General features: G+C 73.6%; 18 protein-coding genes and 1 pseudogene. 8 read left to right on the top strand and 11 right to left on the bottom strand.

The window, feature by feature from the left end:
* The first annotated feature begins 41 nt into the window (after positions 1-41).
* A complete protein-coding gene (locus tag KM933_RS33650; RefSeq protein ID WP_221359591.1) occupies positions 42-2,054 on the top strand; it encodes an N-acetylmuramoyl-L-alanine amidase in 2,013 nt (670 codons plus the stop codon).
* Between the two features lie 49 nt (positions 2,055-2,103).
* Here the strand turns inward: KM933_RS33650 and KM933_RS33655 are convergent, their stop codons facing one another.
* Positions 2,104-2,958 carry a (2Fe-2S)-binding protein gene (locus KM933_RS33655; RefSeq protein ID WP_221359592.1) on the bottom strand — a complete coding sequence of 285 codons (855 nt, stop codon included), beginning with the start codon at positions 2,956-2,958 and terminating at the stop codon, positions 2,104-2,106.
* Positions 2,959-3,238: 280 nt separating this feature from the next.
* Between KM933_RS33655 and KM933_RS33660 the strand changes: the two genes are divergently transcribed.
* The 4 genes from KM933_RS33660 to KM933_RS33675 all read left to right on the top strand — a co-directional run bounded on the left by KM933_RS33660 (position 3,239) and on the right by KM933_RS33675 (position 9,348).
* The gene (locus tag KM933_RS33660; RefSeq protein ID WP_221359602.1) at positions 3,239-4,420 is read left to right on the top strand and encodes an ATP-grasp domain-containing protein; all 1,182 of its coding nucleotides are present in this window, start codon (positions 3,239-3,241) and stop codon (positions 4,418-4,420) included.
* 38 nt (positions 4,421-4,458) lie between these two features.
* Positions 4,459-6,192, top strand: a complete 1,734-nt coding sequence (locus KM933_RS33665) for an IucA/IucC family protein (protein WP_221359656.1) — start codon at positions 4,459-4,461, stop codon at positions 6,190-6,192.
* A 109-nt stretch (positions 6,193-6,301) separates the two neighbouring features.
* Positions 6,302-8,077, top strand: a complete 1,776-nt coding sequence (locus KM933_RS33670) for an IucA/IucC family protein (RefSeq protein ID WP_221359604.1) — start codon at positions 6,302-6,304, stop codon at positions 8,075-8,077.
* On the top strand, positions 8,074-9,348 hold the full coding sequence (locus KM933_RS33675) for a type III PLP-dependent enzyme (protein WP_221359606.1): 1,275 nt from the start codon (positions 8,074-8,076) through the stop codon (positions 9,346-9,348). The genes KM933_RS33670 and KM933_RS33675 overlap by 4 nt, the downstream gene beginning before the upstream one ends.
* 48 nt (positions 9,349-9,396) lie before the next feature.
* Here KM933_RS33675 and KM933_RS33680 read toward each other — a convergent pair whose 3' ends face one another.
* The 7 genes from KM933_RS33680 to KM933_RS33710 form a co-directional block, all read right to left on the bottom strand.
* Positions 9,397-9,894 (bottom strand): hypothetical protein, encoded by a 498-nt coding sequence (locus KM933_RS33680; RefSeq protein ID WP_221359657.1) that lies wholly within the window; start codon positions 9,892-9,894, stop codon positions 9,397-9,399.
* Positions 9,895-10,676: 782 nt separating this feature from the next.
* Complete coding sequence (locus KM933_RS40425; RefSeq protein WP_308013633.1) at positions 10,677-10,868, bottom strand: hypothetical protein; 192 nt, start codon at positions 10,866-10,868, stop codon at positions 10,677-10,679.
* A 219-nt stretch (positions 10,869-11,087) separates the two neighbouring features.
* Complete coding sequence (locus KM933_RS33690; RefSeq protein WP_055617755.1) at positions 11,088-11,330, bottom strand: DUF397 domain-containing protein; 243 nt, start codon at positions 11,328-11,330, stop codon at positions 11,088-11,090.
* 83 nt (positions 11,331-11,413) lie between these two features.
* A complete protein-coding gene (locus KM933_RS33695) occupies positions 11,414-12,604 on the bottom strand; it encodes a thiolase domain-containing protein (RefSeq protein ID WP_221359608.1) in 1,191 nt (396 codons plus the stop codon).
* A complete protein-coding gene (locus KM933_RS33700) occupies positions 12,601-13,665 on the bottom strand; it encodes a thiolase domain-containing protein (RefSeq protein WP_221359617.1) in 1,065 nt (354 codons plus the stop codon). The genes KM933_RS33695 and KM933_RS33700 overlap by 4 nt, the downstream gene beginning before the upstream one ends.
* On the bottom strand, positions 13,666-14,640 hold the full coding sequence (locus tag KM933_RS33705) for a Zn-ribbon domain-containing OB-fold protein (protein ID WP_221359618.1): 975 nt from the start codon (positions 14,638-14,640) through the stop codon (positions 13,666-13,668). It lies immediately after the preceding gene.
* Positions 14,641-14,786: 146 nt separating this feature from the next.
* Entirely contained in the window at positions 14,787-15,587 is an 801-nt protein-coding gene (locus KM933_RS33710) for a crotonase/enoyl-CoA hydratase family protein (RefSeq protein ID WP_221359620.1), read from the bottom strand.
* A gap of 187 nt (positions 15,588-15,774) precedes the next feature.
* On the opposite strand from KM933_RS33710, the gene KM933_RS33715 reads away from it, so the two are divergent.
* Both KM933_RS33715 and paaK read left to right on the top strand, forming a co-directional pair.
* Positions 15,775-17,463 (top strand): acyl-CoA synthetase, encoded by a 1,689-nt coding sequence (locus KM933_RS33715; protein ID WP_221359630.1) that lies wholly within the window; start codon positions 15,775-15,777, stop codon positions 17,461-17,463.
* Positions 17,464-17,642: 179 nt separating this feature from the next.
* On the top strand, positions 17,643-18,944 hold the full coding sequence (paaK, locus tag KM933_RS33720; protein WP_308013634.1) for a phenylacetate--CoA ligase PaaK: 1,302 nt from the start codon (positions 17,643-17,645) through the stop codon (positions 18,942-18,944).
* Positions 18,945-19,108: 164 nt separating this feature from the next.
* Here paaK and KM933_RS33725 read toward each other — a convergent pair whose 3' ends face one another.
* Positions 19,109-19,984 (bottom strand): LysR family transcriptional regulator, encoded by an 876-nt coding sequence (locus KM933_RS33725; protein ID WP_308013635.1) that lies wholly within the window; start codon positions 19,982-19,984, stop codon positions 19,109-19,111.
* Between the two features lie 122 nt (positions 19,985-20,106).
* On the opposite strand from KM933_RS33725, the gene KM933_RS33730 reads away from it, so the two are divergent.
* Entirely contained in the window at positions 20,107-21,105 is a 999-nt protein-coding gene (locus tag KM933_RS33730) for an NADP-dependent oxidoreductase (protein WP_221359636.1), read from the top strand.
* On the opposite strand, the pseudogene KM933_RS39950 reads toward KM933_RS33730, so the two are convergent.
* Positions 21,018-21,296, bottom strand: a pseudogene (locus KM933_RS39950) (transposase); the annotation flags it as partial. The gene KM933_RS33730 and the pseudogene KM933_RS39950 sit on opposite strands and share 88 nt — an antisense overlap.
* A 48-nt stretch (positions 21,297-21,344) precedes the next feature.
* The coding region (locus KM933_RS33740) for an alkaline phosphatase family protein (RefSeq protein WP_221359646.1) at positions 21,345-23,064 on the bottom strand (1,720 nt) is incomplete at its 5' end.

Here is a 23,064-nt window from a genome sequence, read left to right on the forward strand (position 1 = left end):
CGTACGCACCGTCACGCTCGACCGCCCCCAGGAGGCCGGCTTTGCGAGGATCCCCCACCGCCCCCGCCCCCTCCGCCCGGCGCGGACGTGCCCGCCGGGCCGCGGGAGCCCTGGCCTCGGCCGCACTGCTGCTGCCCCTGCTCGGAGCGGCCCCGCACGACGGCGTCGGCGACGGCCACGGACAGGTGTCCGCGCCCGCTGCGCCTCCCGCACGCCTGCAGGACGCCTTCGCCGACGCCGCCGCCGAGTACGGCGTACCGCAGAGCGTGCTGCTCGCCGTCTCCTACCTGCAGTCGCGCTGGGACGCGCACGGCGGGGCGCCCAGTGTCACGGGCGGCTACGGTCCGATGCACCTGACCGACGCCCGCACGGCGATCGCCCGGAGCGGGGCGGCGCACCACGGCGACGGCACGGAGGACGCCCGCGGCGACGACTCGCGCGGCGCCCGGCTCCCCCGCGCGGAGGTTCCGCGCGACGAACGGCTCCCGGCCCGTCTCAGGACGCTGACCGAGGCCGCCGCACTGAGCGGCATCCCCGCGGAGCGGCTGCGTACGGACGCGGCCGCCAACGTGGCGGGGGGCGCCGCGCTGCTGGCGGCGGCGCAGAAGCGGTCGGGCCGGCCGCTCGGCGCCGACGCGGCCGACTGGTACGGGGCGGTGGCCCGCTACTCGGGCGCCGACGACACGGCGACGGCGGCGACGTACGCCGACGACGTGTTCGACGTGATCCGCAGGGGCGCGGAGCGGGTGACGGACGCGGGCCAGCGCGTCACGCTCGACGCGCAGCCCCGGCTGCGCCCGGCGACGGCGCAGCTGAGGACGGCGGGGCTGCGCGCGCCCGCCGCGGGCGCCACCGAGTGCCCGGCGACCGTGTCCTGCGAGTGGATCCCGGCACCGTACGAGGAGTTCGGGGACGGCGACTACGGCAACCACGACCAGGCGGATCGGCCGGCGTCGCAGAGCATCGACTACATCGTCGTCCACGACACCGAGAGCACCTGGGACAGCACCCTCGGCATGGTGCAGGATCCGGCGTACGTGTCGTGGCAGTACTCCCTGCGCTCCACCGACGGGCACATCGCCCAGCACGTGAAGGCCGAGGACGTGGCCTGGCACGCGGGCAACTGGTACGTCAACGCCAAGTCGATCGGCCTGGAGCACGAGGGCTTCCTGACCGCACCCGACTCCTGGTACACGGAGGCGATGTACCGGTCGTCGGCGCGGCTGGTGAAGTACCTGGCCGGGAAGTACGGCATCCCGCTGGACCGGCAGCACGTCCTCGGCCACGACACCGTGCCCGGCACCACGACCGCGACCGTCCCGTCGATGCACACGGACCCCGGCCCGTACTGGGACTGGCGGCACTACTTCACGCTGCTCGGCGAGCCGCTGCGCGCCACGGCCGGACCGAAGGGCGGGCTGGTGACCGTGCTGCCGCGGTACGACCGGAACAAGCCCGGGTTCACCGGCTGCGTCACCGCGGGCGAGCCCTGCCCGGCGCACGGCTCCAGCGCCGTGCGCCTGCGCACCGAACCCCGCGCGGACGCCCCGCTCGTCAAGGACATCGGGCTGCGGCCCACGGGGGCGGAGTCCACGACCGACGTGAACGACATCGGGTCGCGGGTCTCCACCGGCCAGCAGTACGCGGTCGCCGGACGCCGCGGCGACTGGACCGCGATCTGGTACCTGGGGCAGAGGGCCTGGTTCGAGAACCCGGGTGGGCAGCCGACGGCGGTGAACGCGTCCGGCGCCGTCGTCACCCCGAGGGCCGGACTGGCCGGGATCCCCGTCTACGGGCGCGCGTACCCGGAGAAGGACGCCTATCCGGCGGGGGTGCCCGTCCAGGAGGTGTCGCCGCTGCCGTACCGGCTCCTCGCGGGGCAGGAGTACGCGGTCGGCGGCAAGGTGCCGGGCGAGTACTTCTACGCGCCGGCCTTCGACACGGCGTCGCACCGGGTGGTGCGGGGCTCGGACCTGTACTACGAGATCCAGTTCGGGCACCGGGTGGCGTTCGTACGGGCCGCGGACGTGCGGGTGACGCCGTCGTCCGCGTAGGGCACGGGCGTCCGCGCAGGGCGCGGAGGCCGCGGGTGCGGGCCGCCGCTCAGCCGCCGAGGCGCCGCAGCCGCTCGGCGTCGCAGGTGCGCGGGCAGGTGGCGCATGCCTCGGCGGGGCGGATCGTGTAGTAGAGGCAGCAGCCCATCCGGGTGCGGGTCGGGTGCTGCCGGCCGTCGGCGCCGGCGAGGCGGCGGAAGTCCGCCCCGCCGGGGAAGGGCGGTACGGCGGAGGGCAGCAGCGCCGTGGCGGCCCGCACGGCGTCCGTCTCCCGGCCGAGCATCCGGCCGAGGTACCAGATGCCGGAGACGAGGTCGTCCGCGACCAGGCCCCACAGCGCGCGCGGGCCGCGCCGGACGTACGGGCCGATCGCGGAGAGCAGCGGTTCCATGTGGTCGGCGACGGCGATCCGCAGCTCCGCGCGCAGCGCCTCCTCGTGGGGGACGGTCAGCACCCCGGGAAGCGCGGCGGCCGGGTCCCCGGGGAGGCAGGCCAGGTCCGGTCCGGGAGTGACGCCGAACGCGCCCGACGCCAGGTCGACGCGCACGTCCCCGGGCCGGACGCGCGGCACCCGGCCCGTGAGGTACCAGACGCCGCTCATCAGCAGGCCCACCGACCAGGCGTAGTCGTGGAGGGCGCGGGAGGCGGCGACGTCACGGCGCGGCACGTGGTCGTACCGTGTCCGGATCCGCGCGTCCTCAGCCGCGAGGAACGCCTCCAGGGCCTCGTGATCCTTCGTCAGCTCCGCGCCGCTCACGTCCGTACGGGTGAATCCCGGCGCCGGGTCGTCCAGCGTCACGGTCAACGCCCCGCAGACCCCGACCAGTTGCCGGTACGCGCCGCAGAGCAGGCCGGACACGGTCGCGGCCGCGGCGGCCGGCGGGGTCTCCAGGGCGGCGGTCATCGGCACTCCTGTGCAGGGGGCAGAGCGTGATCAGCAGGTAAGGCTTACCTTAGTATAGAGATCGACAACAGCGGTACGTGACCACGGTCCCCAGCGAAAGGATCAAGGGAAGCACACGTCACGATGTATGCACGGCCGGTTCGAGGAGCAGAGGACGCCTCACCCTTCCTCACTCCGTGCAACTGCCCCCGAACAGGCCGCATCCGTTGTCCGCCACCTGTCGTCCGCCACCTGCCGTCCGCCGCAACCGCCCTCACAGAAGCGGAAGTTGTCCCGTCGCATGCGCATGTACCTGCTGGCCCGCAATCCGACCGACTCCGTCACGGAAGGGTTCCTGCCCGCCGCGGCCCGGCTGGGCCTGGACCCGACGGTCCTCACCGACCAGCCGGAGGCCCACCGGCACGTGTACCCGGACGTCGAGGTCCTGGAGTGCGACGTCCGCGACTTCCGTGCCGTCGTCTCGCGCGTCTCGGCCCTCGGCCGCCCCGACGCGGTCTTCACCAACAGCGACCACCTGCAGACCCAGGCGGCCCTGGCCGCCGCGTACTTCGGCCTGCCGGGCAAGGACTGGCGGGCCGCCCTGCGCACCAAGGACAAGGCGGAGATGCGGCGCCGTCTCGCCTCCACCGGGGCGGACCCGGTGTGGTCGGCCGAGATCACCGACCGCACGGACGTGGCCGCCCTCGACCCGCCGTACCCCTGCGTCGTCAAGCCGCGCGAGGGCGTGGCCAGCGAGGACGTCGTGCTCGTCGGGGACCGCGAGGAACTGGTGGCGCGCTGCGCGGAGATCAGGCGCCGCCGCCCCGGGGCCGCGCTGGTCGTGGAGGAGTACCTGCCCGGGGAGCTGCACACCCTGGAGACGCTCGGCGACGGCCGCGTACGCCATGTCCTGGGCGGTTTCCACACCGTGCTGTCCCCGCCGCCGTACTTCGTCGAGGAACGGCTGACCTTCGTCCCGTCCCGTCCGGAACCGGTCCTCGCCCAGGTGCTGTCCCGGCTCGACGCACTGGGCGTCGGTTTCGGCGCCTGCCACACCGAGTTCGTGCTGCACGAGGGCCGGGTGAGGCTCGTCGAGGTCAACTACCGCGCCATAGGCGACCAGTGCGATCTGCTGCTGGCGCAGTTGCTGGGGATCCCGCTGTTCGAGCACATCCTGCGGACCCACCTGGGCGAGCCCCTGCCGGCCGACCTCGGGGCGCGGCGCGACGGCGTGGCCCGGCTGGACTATCCCTGTGCCGGGACGGCGGGGACGCTGACCGCCGCCCCCGGGGCGGTGGACCTGGCGGCCGGCGGCGTCCGGCTGTCCTACCGTCCCCTGCGCGCGATCGGCGAGCGGCACGAGGTGTACCGTACCAATCGCGACTTCCTCGGCGTGGTGCGGGCCGTCGGGACGGACCAGGAAGCCGTGGACCGGGCGGTGACCGGGTTCCTGGCCGGGCAGCGGTGGGTGATCCGGCCGTGACGGAAGGCGCGGGCGCCGGCAGCCAGGGCGAGCTGGTGATGCGGGTCCTCAGCGCGCTGCTGCGCGAGGACGTGGCCGGGCTGCGCTCGGCCGGCGGGCTCGTGCACCGGGCGGACGGCGCGTGGTGGCGACGGCCGTACGGGGACGGCCGGTCCTTCCTGCTGCCCGTCGCCGTGGACGGGTTCCAGTGCGCGTACGCGGCCCGGCTGCCGCTGCTCGTCGAGGAGGGCGAGGAGGGCGGGGACACCGCGCCCGTCCGCCACGGGACGTGCGACGCGATCCTCGCCGCCCTGCGGGTCCTCGCCGACCCGCGGGACCTGGACGGCTTCGACGCCTTCGCCGAGGAGTGCCGCCGGGCGTCGGCCGCCCTGCGGGTGCACACCGCGGTCCGCGACGAGGCGGTCGCCCGGCTGACGGAACATCATGGGGCGGACCTGACCGGCTGGTCGGGACCGTCCGGCGCACTGGCGTACGACACCCTCGCAGCCCACCTCGACCATCCCGTGTATCCGACCGCGCGCGGCCGGTCGGGACTGGGTGAGCCCGAACTGCGGGCGTACGCGCCGGAGACGCATCCGCGCTTCGCCCTGCGCTGGCTCGCCGTGCCCGGGGACGCGGTGACCGGGGCGTTCCCGGACCGCTGGCCCTCGCCGGCGGCGCTGGGCCTCCCGGAGCTCGACCGCACCCACGTGGCCCTGCCCGTCCACCCGCTGACCGCCGGGGCCCCGCTGGAGGAGGCGCTGCGCGCCACCGGTCTCACCGGCCGGGCCGTGCTCGCCGGGCGCGCCCACACCGACGTCGTACCGACGCTCTCGATGCGTACCGTGGCGCTGGTCGCGGAACCCTCCCTGCACATCAAACTCCCTCTGCCCATCGCCACACTGGGACTGCTCAACCGGCGGACCATCAAGCCCGGCACGCTCGTCGACGGAGCCGCGGGACAGCGTCTGATCGAGCGGGTCCTCGCCCGTGAGCCGCGCTTCCGCGGCACGGTCCTGCACGCGGACGAGACGGTGTACGCGCACGCCGGGCACGAGCTGCTCGCCGCGCTGTTCCGGCGTCACCCGGACGGCCTCCAGGACTCCGCCGTCGTGCCGATGGCCGCCCTGCAGGCCGAGGCGCCCGGCGGGCGGCTGGTCGTCGACCATTTGGCCGACCGCTTCTACGGCGGTGACCTCCTCGCGCTGCTGGACTCCTGCCTGGCCCTGCTCTTCGACTGGCAGACCACGCTGTTCGGCTACGGGATCGCGCTGGAGTCGCACCAGCAGAACATCTCGCTGGTCCTGGACCGGCCGCACGACGGCCGCACCCGGCTGCGGCTGCTGCTCAAGGACAACGACGGGCCGCGCGTCAACGGGGTGCGGCTGAACGAGCGGCTGGGGGACGAGGCGCCGGGACCCGGGGACTTCGCCGACCCCCGGATCTTCGGCACGAGTGATCAGCCGGTCCTCGACCTGTTCACCACCATCACCGTCCACCTGTGCGCGGGGGCTTACGCGTTCGGGCTCGCACGGCAGGGCCGCGCACCGCTGGCGGTGCTGCTGCGGCTCGTGCGCGACCGGCTCGCCGAGGCGGCCGAACGGCTGGGCACGGGAGCGGGTGAACCGGGTGCCGTACTGCGGGCCCGGGTGCTGGACGCGCCGTATCTGCCGGTCAAGGCGATGGTCACCGCGGGAACGCTCCTCACCAAGGAGCGCTCGGGCGCCACGGACATCAACAAGCACTACACCAGCGGCCCCAACTACCTGCTGCGCGCCGGACCTCCGGCATGAGCGACGCGGCACGCCGCCCCCGGGCCGGCGTACCGCCGGTCCCCGGCCGCCCCCGATCACCGTGGGCGCGACCGCCCTCCTCCTCCCTCAGCACCCGCTGGAGCCGCACATGCCTTCGCTGACCGAGTCGCTCGGCGGCACGCCACGCCCCGCCCCCGGCCGTCCCGCGCGGACCCGGCTCCCCTCCGCGGACGAGGTGGTGGCGCACACGCTCCTCAACTGCCTGCTGCGGGAGGTGTCGGCCCCCGAGCACCAGACCGCTCTCACCGACCGCCATCTGCTGGTGCGGCTGCCCCGTCGCGGTGTGCTGCTGCGGGTCGCGCTGCGCCGTACGTCGATGCTGGGCGCGCACCGCTTCACCGGTCCGGTGAGCGAACGGACGGCCGACGGCGGCTGGAGCGAGATCGGCTGGCGGCGGCTGGCGGAGCACACGCGGGACGAGCTGGCCCTGCGCACCGGCGTGCACAACGAGGAGTTCCTCGCGCAGCTCGACTCCAGTCACCGGGCCGTCGCCGCGTCCCTCGCCGCACGCGCCGAAACCGAAACCGGCACCGGCACGTCCGCGTCCCCGTCCGTCTATCTCGCCTCCGAGCGGTCGCTGCTGTTCGGGCACCGCTTCCACCCCACGCCCAAGGCGCGCACCGGGGACGCGGAGTCCTGGCATGCCTACGCGCCGGAGGCGGCCGCGGCCTTTCCGCTGCGCCACCTCGCCGTACGCGACCACCTGATCGCGGAGGAGGCGGCGGAGCCCGGCGCCCTGGACGTGCTCGACCGGCCGGACGGCCGTACCGCTGTTCCCGAGGGGTACCGGCTGCTGCCCGCACACCCCTGGCAGTACGCGATGCTGCGCGGGCACCCGGCGCTCCGCGCGGCCCTCGGCCGCGGGGACGTCCTGGACCTCGGCCCCGGCGGCAGGCCCTTCGCGGCCACCGCGTCCGTACGGACCCTGTACGACGGCGAGACGTTCCTGAAGTTCAGCCTGAACATCCGGATCACCAACTGCTGGCGCAAGAACGCGAGTTACGAGCTGTCCGGCGCCGTCGCGCTCACCCGCGTGCTCGATCCGGTGCTCGCCGACCTGACCGCCCGGTTCCCCCGCGGCACGGTGCTGCGGGAGCCCGCGTACCGCAGCCTCGCCCTGCCGGGCCCCGGCGGAGCGCCGGACCGCGAGATGCTCGAAGGCTTCGGTGTCATCGTCCGTGAGGGCCTGGACCGGCACCTCCTGCCCGGGACCACCCCCTTGCTCGCGGCGGCCGTGGCGGACGAGTACCCCACCGGTCCGGCGCACGTCTCCCGCCTCCTCGACGGGGCCGGTCCGTCGGCCGTGCTCGACTGGTGGGCGGCCTACCTCGGACTGCTCGTGCCGCCCGTCCTCGCCGCCTGCTTCGACCACGGCCTGGTGCTGGAACCCCATCTGCAGAACGTGCTGATCTGCGTCGACGGCGACGGTATGCCCGCCCAGGTGATCTTCCGCGACCTGGAGGGCACCAAACTCGTGCCCGAGCACCACGCCGGGACCCTCGCCTCGCTGCCGCCCGAGGTCGCGGGGCCGATGACCTACGACGCGCGGCGCGGCTGGGACCGGGTCGTCTACTGCCTGCTCGTCAACCACGTCGCCGAACTGCTCGCCGCCCTCGCCGATCTGCACCCGCGCATCGAGCCCGCGCTGTGGTCGCAGGTCCGCGCCGCCCTGCGGTCGTACGCCGACCTGTACGGCTGCCCGCCGCCGCTGGCCGCGCTGCTCGCGGGAGTGCCGCTGCCCGCCAAGGCGAACCTCCTCACCCGGTGGGGGCGCAGGGCCGACCGCGAGGCACGTTACGTCCCGCTGCCCTCCCCGCTCGGCGAGGGCATCCCGCGCCACCCGACGACCGGAGGCACCCGATGACTGCCGCCCCCGCCCCCGTTCCCACTCCGACTCCCACTCCGGCTCCGGTTCCGGCTCCCGTTCCTGTCCTCACCGACGCCGTACGGGAACACGTGCTCTCCCTGACCCCGGACGAACTTCCCGCCTACGTCTACGACCTGACGGCGCTGCGTACCCACGCCGCGGCCGTGCGGGACGCGCTGCCCGGGCGCGTCGAGCTGTACTACGCGGCGAAGGCCAACCCGGAGCCCGCGATCCTGGCCGCGCTCGGCCCGTACGTGGACGGTTACGAGGTCGCGTCGGGCGGCGAACTCTCCCATGTCGCGAAGGCGGTGCCGGGCCGCCCGCTGGCGTTCGGCGGGCCCGGCAAGACCCCGGCCGAGATCGTGGCGGCGCTGGAGCTGGGCGTGGAGCGCTTCCACGTGGAGAGCGAGTACGAGCTGCGCATGCTGGGCGAACTGGCCCGGCAGGTCGCACCGGGTGCCGGGGTGGGGGTCCTGCCCCGCTTCAACCTCCCCGTGGCGGCGGGCGCGCTGGCGGGTGGTTCCCTGGCGATGGGCGGGCGCCCCACCCCCTTCGGCCTCGACCCGTCCGAGGCGGACAGGGTGATCGGTCTGCTCACCGACGGCAGCTTCCCGCACCTGGAACTCCGGGGCGTGCACGCCCACCTGGCCAGTGGACTGCGGGCCCGGGAACAGCTGGCGGTGGCCGGGTCCGTCGTGGAGTGGGCCGTCCGGCTGGCCGGGCGGCACGGGGTGCGGCTCGCCGAGGTGAACGTCGGCGGGGGCATGACGGTCGACTACGCGGCGCCCGGCGAGCGGTTCGACTGGACCGCGTACGGCGAGGGTCTCGCCCGGCTCGTCGCCCGGTACCCGGGACCGACGCTCCGCATCGAGCCCGGGCGGGCGCTGACGGCGTACTGCGGCTGGTACGCGACCGAGGTGCTGGACGTGAAGCACAGCCACGGCGCGGAGTTCGCCGTGGTGCGCGGCGGCACGCACCATCTGCGCACTCCCGCGACCAAGGGGCACGACCAGCCCTGCACCCTGCTCGCGGTGGAGGACTGGCCGCATCCGTGGCCCCGGCCGGCGGCCCGCGGTGAACGGGTCACGCTCGCGGGGCAGTTGTGCACGCCGAAGGACGTGCTGGCCCGTGATGTCCCGGCACCGGCGCTGCGGGCGGGCGACCGGGTGGCGTTCGGGCTCGCGGGTGCCTACGCGTGGAACATCTCCCACCACGACTTCCTCATGCACCCGCAGCCCGGTTTCCATTTCCTGGACGGTCCCCCGTGACGCCTTCGAACAGGGGCGGGCCGTCCGGCCGGGGGCGGCCCCGCCGGCTCAGGCCTGCTGGAACAGTTCCGCGGGCAGCGGCTTGAGCAGTGCGTACAGGTCGTCGGTGATGGGGCGGTCCCAGGCCGCGATGGTCACCAGGACCTTGTCGCTGCGGTCGAACTGCACACAGCTGATGCGCGTCTCGGAGAGCTTGAGGCGGCGCACGATGAGGAGGTTGTCGCCCTGCATCACCGGCATGTCCTCGGCGCCGACGACGGTGACCTCCTCGCCGTTCTCCAGCGCCAGCAGCAGCTGGGCGACCTCGAAGGGGACCTCTCCCTCGGGGACGTCCCGGGCCGGGGAGCCCTCCGGCAGATTGCCGATGATCATCGCCGGGCCGCGCCCGCCGAAGAGGTCGTACCGCAGGAACACACCCTGGCAGCTGCCGTCGGGGGCGGGCAGCAGGCCCGCGCCGAGATTGCCCGGCCAGTCGCCCGGATCCATGGCCAGGACGTCGAAGTCTGGCCCGGCGGGAGTGGCGCTGCGGCGGCGGAGGAAGGACATGCCGCAATGGTACGTGCACCGGGGGGTGGTCCGCCGTGGGGGCGACGGCGGGCGGCCAGCGGACGGCGGCCCGGACGGCCGGCCCGCGGGCGACGGCCCCGGGCCGTCACGGACCGGTCGGTACGGGGCGGCTGGCCCCCCGGGCCCTCCTCCCGCACCGCCCCCGGTACGGACCTCGGGTACGGGCCCTGGCACGGACCTCGGTACGGGCCCTGGCACGGACCTCGGTGCCGCCTCCAGTCCCGCCCGGTCCGTCCCCAGTTTTCTGTACACCGCAGACAGCGGCCGCACCGCCGTCGGCTCCCCCGTGCGGAGCTTCTCGGCGATGGCCGCCGTCGGGAGTCCGCGCGCGGCCAGCTCCGCGGCCGTGCGCTCCCCGGCCGTCAGCGTGTCCGTCCCGGTGCCGCGAGGGCGGCGGGGCCGCGACCCGGCGGCCGCGAGTTCGCGGCGGGCGGTGCCGGCCAGTCCGTCGGCCCCGCACCGCACGGCCGCGTCGAACCCCCGGTGGAGGTGCTCGACGGCCTCGCCGGGCCGGCCGCCCCGGCGCAGCTCCGTGCCGAGGGCGACGGGGGAGCAAGCCAGTTCGTACGCCGCCGGGGAGCGTTCCGGATGGCCGACGGACTCCTCCAGGAGTGCGAGGCGGGCCGGGCCGGAGGAGACGTCGGCCGTCGCGCGCAGCGCCTGGCCGATCGCCGAGGGCGCACCGAACAGCCTGGCCCGCCGCACCGCCTCGGACGCCGTCGCCACCGCCCGTTCCGGGGTGTCGTGGCTCTCGGCCCGGGTCAGGTGCAGCTGCCACGGGCACCGGGCGGGGTTGCGCACACCCCGCGGGCCGGCAGCAGCTCGCCGTACACGGTCTGGGAGTCGGGGAAGACGACGGCGGCGGGGAACGGCCGCGCGAAACCGTACTGCCCGGCGGTCCGCACGGCCTCGTCGAGGCGGCCGCGGGGGCCGCGGGTGCGTCCGGCCGTCACCGGCCGGGGCGTTCGACCGGGTGTTCCCGCGGGGTCACCGCGAGGCGCTCGCCGTGCCGGCCGGGCGACGACCGGGACGAACGGCTGCTTCGGCGGTGCGCAGGTGGGCGGCCCGCGCCCGTGCCGGACCGGTTCCGGTGCCGGACCGTCCGGGTGCCGGGCCACCCCGGTGTCGGACCGTCACCCCCGCACGCCCCCTCACACCCCCGCGCGCTCCCTTCACGTGAGGTCGAACTCCCCCTCCCGCGCCCCCGACACGAACGCGCCCCACTCCGCCGGGGTGAAGATCAGGGATGGGCTTTCCGGGCGGCCACTGTTGCGCATCGCGATGAATCCCTCGACGAAGGCGATCTGGACATCCCCCTGCCCACGGCTGCTCGAATGCCAGTCGGCGCTGCTGAGGTCAAGCTCCGGCTTGTCCCAGCCCGCGAGCGGGTGCTGCTGGATGGTGCTCTCGGCCACGTCCGTGCTCCTCCCGGTTTCGTCGTCCGCGGCCAGCCTAGCTTTCGGTCACCGCCGCGCACAGGCCATGCGAGGGGGACAGTTCAGGAGGCGGGCGGCGCGGCTCCGACCAGCCACATCGAGAAGAACTGGGAGCCGCCGCCGTAGGCGTGCCCCAGCGCCCGGCGGGCGCCGTCGACCTGGTGCTCCCCCGCCTGGCCGCGCACCTGGAGCGCGGCCTCGGCGAACCGGATCATCCCGGAGGCCCCGATGGGGTTGGTGGACAGCACCCCGCCCGACATGTTGACCGGCAGGTCGCCGTCCAGTTCGGTGACCCCGGACTCGGTGAGTTTCCAGCCCTCGCCCTCCTCGGCGAACCCCAGGTTCTCCAGCCACATGGGCTCGTACCAGGAGAACGGGACGTACATCTCGACCGCGTCGATGTCGCGGCGGGGGTCCGCGACGCCCGCCTGCCGGTACACGTCGGCCGCGCAGTCCTTGCCCGCCTGCGGGGAGACGAGGTCCTTGCCCGCGAAGAGCGTCGGTTCGCTGCGCATCGCGCCGCCGTGCAGCCAGGCGGGCGGCCGCGGCGAACGGGCCGCGCCGGCGCGGTCGGTGAGGACCATCGCACAGGCGCCGTCGGAGGACGGGCAGGTCTCCGAGTAGCGGATCGGGTCCCAGAGCATCGGCGACGCCTGGACCTTCTCCAGGGTGATGCCGTGCTCGTGCAGATGCGCGTACGGGTTCTTGAGCGCGTTGCGGCGGTCCTTGTACGCGACCAGCGAGCCGACCGTGCCGGGCGCGCCGGTGCGGCGTATGTAGGCACGTACGTGCGGGGCGAAGAAGCCGCCCGCGCCCGCGAGCAGCGGCTGCTGGAAGGGGACCGGCAGGGACAGGCCCCACATGGCGTTCGACTCGGACTGCTTCTCGTAGGCGAGGGTCAGGACGGTGCCGTGGACGCGGCCCGCGACCAGGTTCGTGGCGACGAGCGCCGTGGACCCGCCGACGGAGCCCGCGGTGTGGACGCGCAGCATCGGTTTGCCGACCGCGCCGAGGGCGTCGGCGAGGTACAGCTCGGGCATCATGACGCCCTCGAAGAAGTCGGGGGCCTTGCCGATGACGACGGCGTCGATGTCCGGCCAGTCCAGCTCGGCGTCGTCGAGGGCCCGCCGGGCCGCCTCCCGGACGAGTCCCGCGATCGACACGTCCCGCCGGGCCGCGACGTGCTTGGTCTGGCCGATGCCGACGACGGCCACGGGCTCCTTGCCCGTCGCAGTACTCGTCGCGCCGCTCATCGCGGGTCTCCTTCCAGTACGGCGACCAGGTTCTGCTGCAGGCAGGGCCCCGAAGTGGCGTGCGCCAGCGCCCGGTCGGAGTCGCCGCGGCGGATCCGGTCGGCCGCCTCGCCGATGCGGATGAGACCGGTGGCCATGACGGGGTTGGCGGCGAGCGCGCCCCCGGACGGGTTGACCTCGACACTGTCGTCCAGCCGCAGGGCCCTGCGCAGCACCACCTCCTGGGAGCTGAAGGGCGCGTGCAGCTCGGCCGTGTCCACCGGCGCGTCGAAGGCTCCGGCCCGTTCCGCCGCGAGCCGCGTCGACGGCGAGTCGGTCAGGTCCCGTACGCCCAGGCCGTGCGCCTCGATGCGGTGGTCGATGCCCCGTATCCAGGCGGGCCGCTCGCACAGTTCGCGGGCCCGCTCCCCCGACGCCAGGACCACGGCGGCGGTCCCGTCCCCGATGGGCGGGCAGTCCCCGGTACGGAGGGGGCGTACGACGTAGTCGCCCTGCGGTACCGGACCCCGCAGCTGGGCGTGCGGGTTGCCGGTGGCGGCGCGGCGGCTGCGGGAGGCGACGGCGGCGAGCGCCGGCTCGTCCGTGTCGCCCGCGTCGACGAGCGCCTGCGCCTGGAGGGCGGCCAGGGCGACGGAGTCCGGCCACAGGGGCGCGACGTAGTACGGGTCGAGCTGCCGGGTCAGCACGTCGCGCACGGAGCCGGGGGACGACTTGCCGTAGGCGTACACGAGGGCGGTGTCCGCGTCGCCGGTGAGGAGCTTCGTCCACGCCTCGTACAGCGCCCAGGCCCCGTCCATCTCCACGTGCGACTCGGAGATCGGCGGCCAGGCCCCCACACCGTCGAGCGCCATGGTGAAGGAGAAGGCGCGGCCCGCGAGGTAGTCCGTGGAGCCGGAGCAGGTGAAGCCGATGTCGCCGGTCCGCAGCCCGGTCCGGTCCAGCACCCGGTGCAGGACCGGCAGGAGCATCTCCACCTCGGAGAGCTCGTCGCTGGTGCGCCGGTGGTCGCTCTGCGCGAACGCCACGACGGCGATGTCCCTGAGCGGCCTCGGTACGGGCATCTACAACAGCTCCTTGTACGTCTCGTAGTCCGCGTCGGGCTCGCCGGTGGGCCGGTAGTGGTCGGGGTGGCCGCCCCCGTCCGGCCACACCGGCTCGACCCGCAGCCCCATGCGCACCCGGTCGTAGGGGATGCCGGCGATGCGGCCGTGCAGGGCGAGGTCGGCGCCGTCGAGGGCGATGTGCGCGTAGACGTACGGCACCTCGATGTCGAGATTCGCCGTATGCGCAGCTTTGATGTTGACGATGCAGAAGGTGGTGACGGTCCCGCGCGGCCCCACCTCGACCCGTTCGGAGGTGGCCACGCCGCAGGTGGGGCAGGCTCCTCTCGGCGGGACGTACACCTTGCGGCACGACGGGCAGCGCTCCCCGACGACCCGCCGCTCGGCGAGCGCGCGGAGGTGGGCGCTCTGGGCCCGCCCGGGCGAGTAGGTGTAGTCGAGCCGGGCGGGCGCGACGATGCCGGTCACGGGGTCCGCGAACCGCCCGTCGTGGGGGGCCGGTTCGCCGGCCTCGCCCGGTGTGCCCGCTTCGCCTGCTTCGTACGGCTCGAAGCAGGCGATGTCGGTGATGGCACCGGAGCGGTCCTGGGCCCAGCGGACCCGGACCCGCATGCCGGTGCGCACGGAGCCGGGCCCGTCCGGCGCGTCGAGGGCGTGCAGCAGCCCGGTGCCGGCGCCGTCGAGCCGCACCAGCACCCAGGCGAAGGGCCGGTCGAGCGGCTGCCCCCGGCGGGGTTCGTGGTTCCAGGCCCAGGTGGTGACGGTCCCGGTGGGCGCGACCTCGACGAGCTCGTCCAGCTCCTCGGAGGTGACGGGGTCGTACTCGACGGGCGGGACGAGGACGCGGCCGTCCCCGCCCCGTACCCCGAGCACGACCCGCTCCCGCAGCCCGCTGAGGAACGCGCTCTGCACGGGCCCGAGGGACCGGGTGAACGGAAACTCCACGACAAGGGGAGCCTTGAGAACTTCGGCCACGGGGATCTCCTCACGGACAGTGGACTCGAAACCCCGGTCAGGGGCAGCGCCCCGGCAGGGGCGCGGGGAACCGCGCGATCGGCCACGACGAACCCGCAGCGACGAACAACCCGGCCACGGGGCGAAACGGCCGGGCGGAGCCACCGTCACTCCCGCCGGAACACGGCCGGACGCCGCTCGGCGAAAGCCCGCGCCCCCTCCTGCGCGTCGGCCGTGTCGAAGATCGGCCACCCCCGCTTCAACTCGGCGGCGAGCCCGTCCGCCTCGCTCATCCCGGCGGTCTCGTACACGGACGCCTTCACCGCCTCGACGGCGAGCGGCCCGCAGGCGTTGATCCGCCCGGCGATGGACAGGGCCTTCTCCAGCGCGGTCCCGTCGGGCACGACATGGCCGATCAGCCCGATCCCCGCGGCCTCCCGCGCCGAGTACGGGCGCCCGGTGAGCAGCATCTCCAGCGCGTGCGTCCGCGGGATCTGCCGCTGCAGCCGCACCGTCGAGCCGCCGATCGGGAACAGTCCGCGCCGCACCTCGAAGAGCCCGAACGTGGCGGACTCCCCCGCGACCCGGATGTCGGTCCCCTGGAGGATCTCGGTACCGCCGGCCACGCAGTGGCCCTCGACCGCGGCGATCACGGGTTTGCGCGGCCGGTGGTGGCGCAGCATGGCCTTCCAGTGCAGATCGGGGTCGGCCGCGAGGCGGTCCCGGTGCCGCTGCCCCTCCATCTGCCGGCCCGCGAGGGCCTTGAGGTCCATGCCCGCGCAGAACGCGCCGCCCGCGCCGGTCAGGACGACCGAGCGGACGGCGTCGTCCCGGTCGGCCTCGACCCAGCCGTCGTACAGGCCGACGAGCATCGGCAGCGAGAGCGCGTTCTTGGCCTCGGGCCTGTTGAGCGTGAGCACCAGTGTGGCGCCCTCGCGCTGCACGGTGAGGTGTTCCGTACCGCCCATCGCCGTCCTCCCGTCTCAGGAACGAGAACAGGTTGCAGGAGGGGCGGAACCAGTACAAGGGTTTTCTGACAGACAGTCAGATTTTCTCCGCGCGGACCCTTCACAGTCGTGGCGGCCTTTGCTCTGATGACCGGCGAAGCGACGGCGCACGTCCACTCGTCGATGGCTGCCGGGGTCAGGAGGAGCGGTGGAGTACAACCTTGCCGACCTGTTCGAATCGGTCGTCGACGTGGTCCCCGACCGCGAGGCCCTCGTCCACATCGACCACCCCGGGACGGGAGCCGAGCGACGTCTGACGTACGCGGAACTGGACGCGGCGGCCAACCGGGTCGCCCACCACCTGACCGACAGCGGCATCCGTCCCGGCGAGCACCTGGGGCTGCACCTCTACAACGGCGTCGAGTACCTGCAGACCGTCCTCGGGTGCCTCAAGGCGCGGATCGTGCCGGTCAACGTCAACTACCGGTACGTGGAGGAGGAGCTGGTCTACCTCTACCGGGACGCCGACCTGGTGGCGCTGGTCTTCGACGCGGAGTTCGGCGGGCGGGTCGCGGCGGCCCTGCCCCGCACTCCCGCGCTGCGGCACCTCCTGCGGGTGGGGGGCCCGGCCCCGGACGCGCCCGCCGCGCCCGCCGTGCCCGCCGTGCCCGCCGTGCCCGCCGTGCCCGCCGTGCCCGCCGTGGACTTCGCGGAGGCCGAGGCCGCCGCGTCCCCCGGGCGGGGCTTCCCGGCGCGTTCGGGCGACGACCAGTTCATCATCTACACCGGCGGCACGACCGGTATGCCGAAGGGCGTGATGTGGCGCCAGGAGGACCTGTTCTTCGCGGGTCTCGGCGGCGGCGCCCCGACCGGGGAGCCGGTCAAGAGCCCGGAGGAGGTCGCCGAGCGGGTCGCGGCAGGCGGCGACGGGATCACCTTCTTCCCCACGCCCCCGCTGATGCACGGCACCGCGACCCTCACCGCCTTCATCTGCTTCCACTTCGGCCAGCGCATCGTGATCCACAGCAAGTTCGTGCCCCAGGAGGTGCTGCGGACCATCGAGAAGGAGAAGGTCACGAGCGTGGCGCTGGTCGGCGACGCGATGCTGCGGCCGCTGATCGACGCGCTCGAAGGGCCCATGAAGGGCACCGACTGCTCCTCCCTGTTCAGCGTCTCCTCGTCCGGCGCGGTCATGTCGGAGACGGTGCGCGCGCAGTTCCAGGCGCTCGTGCCGAACGCGCTGCTGCTCGACAACTTCGGCTCCTCGGAGTCCGGCTTCAACGGCACGGCGACGGCCGACTCGGGACTGGAGCGCGGATTCCGCATCGAGGTCAACTCCCGCACCCGGGTCGTGGATCCGGTCACGCACGAACCGGTCGCCGTCGGCGAGCCCGGCCGCATCGCCCAGCGCGGGCACGTGCCCCTCGGCTACTACAACGACCCCGGGGCGACCGCCGAGACCTTCTTCGAGAAGGACGGCGAGCGGTGGGTGCTCCTCGGTGACATGGCGACCGTCGACGAGGAGGGCGTCGTCACCGTCCTGGGCCGCGGCTCGCAGTGCATCAACACCGGCGGGGAGAAGGTGTATCCGGAGGAGGTCGAACAGGCGCTCAAGTCGCATCCGGACGTGTACGACGCCCTGGTGGCGGGGGTGCCGGACGAGACGTGGGGCAACCACGTGGCGGCCGTGGTCCAGCTGCGCGAGGGCGCCGGGCGGCCCTCCCTGGACGAGATCCGGACCCACTGCCGTACGTATCTGGCGGGCTACAAGATCCCCCGCCAGCTGGTGATCACGGAGTCCGTGCGGCGCTCCCCCAGCGGCAAGGCGGACTACCGGTGGGCACGGTCGGTGGCGGCCGAAGCGGCCGAAGGGGCACGGGCGCCCCGCCGGCGGTGAGGACAGCGGAACGGCGGGACGATGGGACGGCGGGACGACGGGGCGGCGAGGACCGGGGGAAGTGCCGGTTCCCGCCGGGCTCCTTGACGGCCGCCCGCACGGCTGGATTACTTGATCCCCGACAGCACGACCGAATGATCGGTCGCCCGGCACGGCGCGTGCGTGAGGGAGAAGTTCCTGTGGCGAACCCGACGGACCCGCCGGCCCCGGACGCCGGGGAGCGGCTCGACGCGGACGGTCTGCGCACACTCCAGCTGGAGCGGCTGAGGGCCTCCCTGCGACACGCCTACGAGAACGTGCCCTTCTACCGCGACGCCTTCGACGGGGCCGGGCTCCGGCCCGAGGACTGCGGCTCGCTCGCCGATCTGGCCCGCTTCCCCTTCACCACCAAGGCGGACCTGCGCGACCACTACCCCTACGGGATGTTCGCCGTGCCGCGGGAGCGTATCCGCCGCATCCACGCCTCCAGCGGCACCACGGGGCGGCCCACGGTCGTCGGGTACACCGGGAACGACCTGTCCATGTGGTCCGACATGGTGGCCCGCTCGATCCGCGCGGCGGGCGGCCGGCCCGGTGACACGGTCCATGTGGCGTACGGCTACGGCCTGTTCACCGGCGGGCTCGGCGCGCACTACGGGGCCGAACGGCTCGGCTGTACGGTGATTCCCGCGTCGGGCGGCATGACGGCCCGCCAGGTCCGGCTGATCCAGGACCTGCGTCCCGGGATCATCATGGTGACGCCCTCGTACATGCTGACCCTCCTCGACGAGTTCGAGCGGCAGGGTGTGGACCCGCGCCGCACCTCGCTGCGGGTGGGCGTCTTCGGCGCCGAGCCCTGGACCGAGGAGATGCGGCGGGAGATCGAGGAGCGGTTCGCCATCGACGCCGTCGACATATACGGACTGTCGGAGGTGATCGGCCCCGGGGTCGCCCAGGAGTGCGTGGAGACGAAGGACGGACTGCACGTCTGGGAGGACCACTTCTATCCGGAGGTCGTCGATCCGCTCACCGGCGAGGTGCTGCCGGACGGCACGGAGGGCGAGCTGGTGTTCACCTCCCTGACCAAGGAGGCCATGCCGGTGGTCCGCTACCGGACCCGGGACCTGACGCGGCTGCTGCCCGGTACGGCCCGGGTCTTCCGCCGGATGGCGAAGGTCACCGGCCGCAGCGACGACCTGGTGATCGTGCGCGGTGTGAACCTCTTCCCCACGCAGGTCGAGGAGATCGTCCTGCGCACGCCGGGGGTCGCCCCGCACTTCCAGCTGCGGCTGACCCGGGAGGGCCGCCTCGACTCGCTCACCGTACGGGCCGAGGCGCGCGCCGGCGCCACGCCCGGGACCCGCGACGCGGCCGCGCGCGCCATCGCGACGGCCGTGAAGGAGGGCATCGGCGTCTCGGCGCGGGTCGAGATCGTCGAACCGGAGTCGCTGGAACGGTCGGTCGGCAAGATCCGGCGCATCGTGGACCTGCGCCCGCGGTAGCGCGGCGCACCGGGTTCCTCCGCACGGTTCCCGGGGCACGGGGCCGGTCCCAGGAACTGCCGGTGCCAGGTGCCAGGTGTCAGGTGCTGGGCGCCCGGGTGCTTCCAACGGTGCGCGCTCGCCGTTCCGCGGGGTCGGACGCCGAGCGGATCGACTGGTTCCGGTCAGGCTGCCGGGGCGGTCAGGGCGGCCTCGGCCGCCAGCCGGAGATTCCTGATCATCGGATTCGGGTCACCCTTGCGGCTGACCAGGACGACTTGGCTGGGGGGAGCGTCCTCGATCGGTACGGTGACGAGGTCGGGGCGCAGTGAGCTGCGCCGGTCGCCGACCGGTAGTACGGCGATCGCCCTGCCACTCGCGACGAGTTCGAGCTTGTCCTCGTAGCTGTCGGCCGGCGGCACGCCGGTCCCGAGGATCCGGTAGGAGGTCCAGTCCGCGGTCGCGAACGCGCACGGCGCCGCCTCCTCGCCGGCCAGTTCCTCCGCGGTCACCGACGCGCGGTCGGCCAGGGGATGGCCGCGCGGGACCGCGAGCATCCGGGGCTCCTCGTACAGCGGGGTGGTGACCACGGTGTCGGCGGCGAGCGGCAGCGGGGCCCGCGCGATCAGGGCGTCGACGCGCCTGTCGGTCAGCGCCCCGACGTCGCGGCAGCTCAGGTACCGGGTGGTGATCTCGGCGCCCGGGTGACGGTGGCGCAGTTCCCGTACGGCGGCGGTGATCACCAGGTCCTCGACGTAGCCGATGGTGATGCGTCCGGTCCCGGCTCGTTCACGTACGGCCAGCTCGGCCTGGCGGGCGGCCTGCAGCAGGGCGTGGGCCCGGGGGAGGAAGTTCCGGCCGGCCGGAGTGAGCCGGGCGCCCCGGGATGTGCGGTCCAGCAGCCGTGCGCCGAGATGCTTCTCGAGCCGTTGGATCTGGCGGCTCAGCGCCGGCTGGGCCACATGCAGGTCGGCGGCGGCCCGGCCGAAGTGCTGGTGCGCCGCCACCACGGTGAAGTAGCGCACCAGCCGCAGCTCCAGGTCCTGTCCGAGATCGTTCACCCTTCCAGCGTACGCGTCATGCCGTTTCGGAATGACCGGGTTGCCGGACCGGTCTTGGACGGCCATGCCGTCCTGGGCCTTGACTGAAGGAGCAACGTTCCCCCAGGAAAGCGACAGACGCGATGAAGGCGATCCAGTTCCACGAAGCGGGCGGGCCGGAAGTTTTGCAGTACGAGGAGGTGCCGGTTCCCGGGATCGGCCCGGGAGAGGTGCTCGTGCGGGTGCACGCGGTGGGCATCAACCCGCCGGACTGGTACCTGCGTGAGGGGATGAAGGTCATGCCGGCCGGGATGAGGCCGACGCTGGAGTTCCCTCTGATCCCCGGAACGGACATGTCGGGCGTGGTCCGGGCGGTCGCTCCGGACGTGCGGGGGTTCGCCGTCGGTGACGAGGTCTTCGGTATGTTGCGGTTCCCCGGATTCGACGGCCGGACGTACGCCGAGTACGTGGCCGCGCCGGCTTCGGACCTGGCTCACAAGCCGGCCGGTATCGACCACGTGCAGGCGGCCGGGGCGCCGATGGCCGTGCTCACGGCCTGGCAGTACCTGGTGGATCTGGGCCACGACGTGCCGTCTCCTTTCACCGGCCAGGTGCATCAGCCGGTGCCGATCACGCCGGGGACGACCGTGCTGGTCAACGGGGCCGCCGGTGGAGTGGGCCACTTCGCGGTGCAGCTGGCGAAATGGAAGGGGGCACACGTCGTCGCGGTGGCCTCGGGCCGGCACGAGCAGTTCCTGCGCGAGCTCGGCGCCGATGAGTTCATCGACTACACCAGGACGCAGGCCGCGGACGTGGTCAGCGGCGCGGACCTGGTGATCGACGCCGTCGGCGGCCCGGACAGCTCACGCTTCCTGACCGTGCTCAAGCGCGGCGGCACCATGCTTCCGGTGTTCTTCGCCCAGTACGACCCGCAGGAGACGGCGCGTCTGGGCATCACCGTCTCGAACATCCAGGTACGTTCCAACGGCCCCCAGCTCGCCGAGATCGGGCGCCTGTTCGACGAGGGGGAGCTCCAGGTCGGGGTGGACAGCACCTACCCGCTGTCGGAAGCGGGCAGCGCCCACACGCGAGCCGCGCAGGGCCACATCCAAGGCAAGATCGTGCTGACGGTGGTCCCGTGATCGCCGGACTCCGGCATCGCCGACAAGCGGACGGTGGCCGTGCTCCAGGAACCGTACCGTTCCGGCACATCGCGCCAGGCCGATCCGGTCCGCAGCTTCCACACGATCCCGTTCAGCACCACACGGTCGTCCGAACGGGGCCGTCCCGCGGTCCCCGAACCCGGCAGCAACCGCGACAGCACAGCCCGCTCGGCATCCGGAAGTTCATGACACGCACCACGACAAGCACGATCCCCCCATCACTTGATCACCTTTGAAGACGATCCCTGGGGATGGGGCGTCGAGCCGTACGCGCTCAGGAAGCGGTCGCGGAAGGAGTCCATCCGCCACACCGGGGCCGTGTCGTCGGGCTTGAGCCCTTCGGTCCAGCCCCAGTCGTCGATCCTGTCGAGCACGGACTCGTCGTGGGCGACGATCGAGATCGGCACGTCGCGGTCGGCGCCGCGGCCGCTCACACTGGCGATGGGCTGATGGTCGCCCAGGAAGACCAGCACGGTGTCCTCGCCGCCGTACTCCACCACGTAGTCGACGAGGCTGGTCACCGAGTACTCGATGGACTTCCCGTACTCCTCCTTGACCTTGGTGGAGTCGTAGAAGACGTCCGACGCCTTCTTGCCCTCCTTCCGGATGTCCTCGTAGACCGAGCCGTCGCCGACCTCGTCCCAGGGGATCGTCCTCGGCAGGGGCGCCCACGGCTGGTGGCTGGAGGTCAGGATGATCTCGGCCATCAGCGGCTTGTCCTGCTTCCTGCCGTGCTCCAGGCGCTCGTACGCGCTCAGGGCGTACTGGTCCGGCATGGTCGACCAGCTGAACTTGGGTCCCTTGTAGCCCAGTTCGCGGGAGTCGTAGACCTCGTCGAGGCCGTAGAACGATCCCTCGGGCCAGTTCTTCTGGACGCCCGGCATGACGCCCACGGTCCGCCAGGCGCCGGTGCGCCGGAAAGCGCCGGTCAGCGTCAGGTGCTCACCCGCGGTGACGGTGCGGTAGCGGGCCTGGTTGCTGATCCACAGCCCCGACAGGAAGGTCGAGTGGCCGAGCCAGCTGCTGCCGCCGTACGTCGCCGAGGTGAGCCAGCCGCTCCTCGCCGAGTATCCGGCCCGGGCCAGCTCCCCGGTCTTGTCGGCGAGCACGGCGCCGACACCGGGCGCCATGACCGGGTCCTCGACGGCGCTGCGGCCGTAGCTCTCGATGAAGGCGATGATGACGTCCTTGCCGCGCAGGTCGGTGAGGAGCTGGTCCGGCGGCGTCCTGGCGAAGGCGTCCTCCTTGGCCTCCTCGGCGAACTCCGCCTCGTCCTCGAGCGTCGCCCGCACGTGGTCCACACGGTTCTGGACGGCCCCCGCGGTGCTGCGGGCGGCGAACGGCACGCCCGCGAACTGCACGCCGAGCGCCGAGCAGGCGACCCAGACGGTGCCGGCGACCAGCGTGGCCCGGGTGGCGCGGGCGCTGTGCCGGGCCAGCAGGCCGGCGAGCCGGACGACGGAGAGGACCGTCAGCGCGAACACGGCGGCGACGAGCGCGACGACCGCGATCACGGCACCGACCGCGCCGGCCCTGCCCATCGAGTCCTCCAGGTAGGTCCGGGCGTCGTCGAACAGGACCCAGTCGAGTACGACGTTGAAGCCGCGTCCGAGGAACTCGTTGAAGCCGATGTCGAGGAGGTTCAGGACCGTCAGGGCGCCCAGGCCCAGACCGGCGAGGACCGCCGTCACCAGCCGCAGGGTCCTGGGCAGGACGAGCAGGACGGCCGCGCCGAAGATCGCCTCCACGGGCAGGCGGGTGAACACGGCCGGCCGGAAGCGCTCGGGCTCGTTCGGCATGAGGAGCGTGAAGAGGACGAGCGCGGCGGCGAGGGCGGTGACCGTGTACCGCACGGCCCGCGCGAGGGCGGGATGCCGGGCGCGCCGGCCGCGGGGGGTGTGCGGCGCGTCGCCGACCGCTCCCTCGGCACCGGCCGGG

Source organism: Streptomyces beigongshangae (assembly GCF_019710745.1).
In the GTDB taxonomy this organism is placed as follows: Bacteria; Actinomycetota; Actinomycetes; order Streptomycetales; family Streptomycetaceae; genus Streptomyces; species Streptomyces beigongshangae.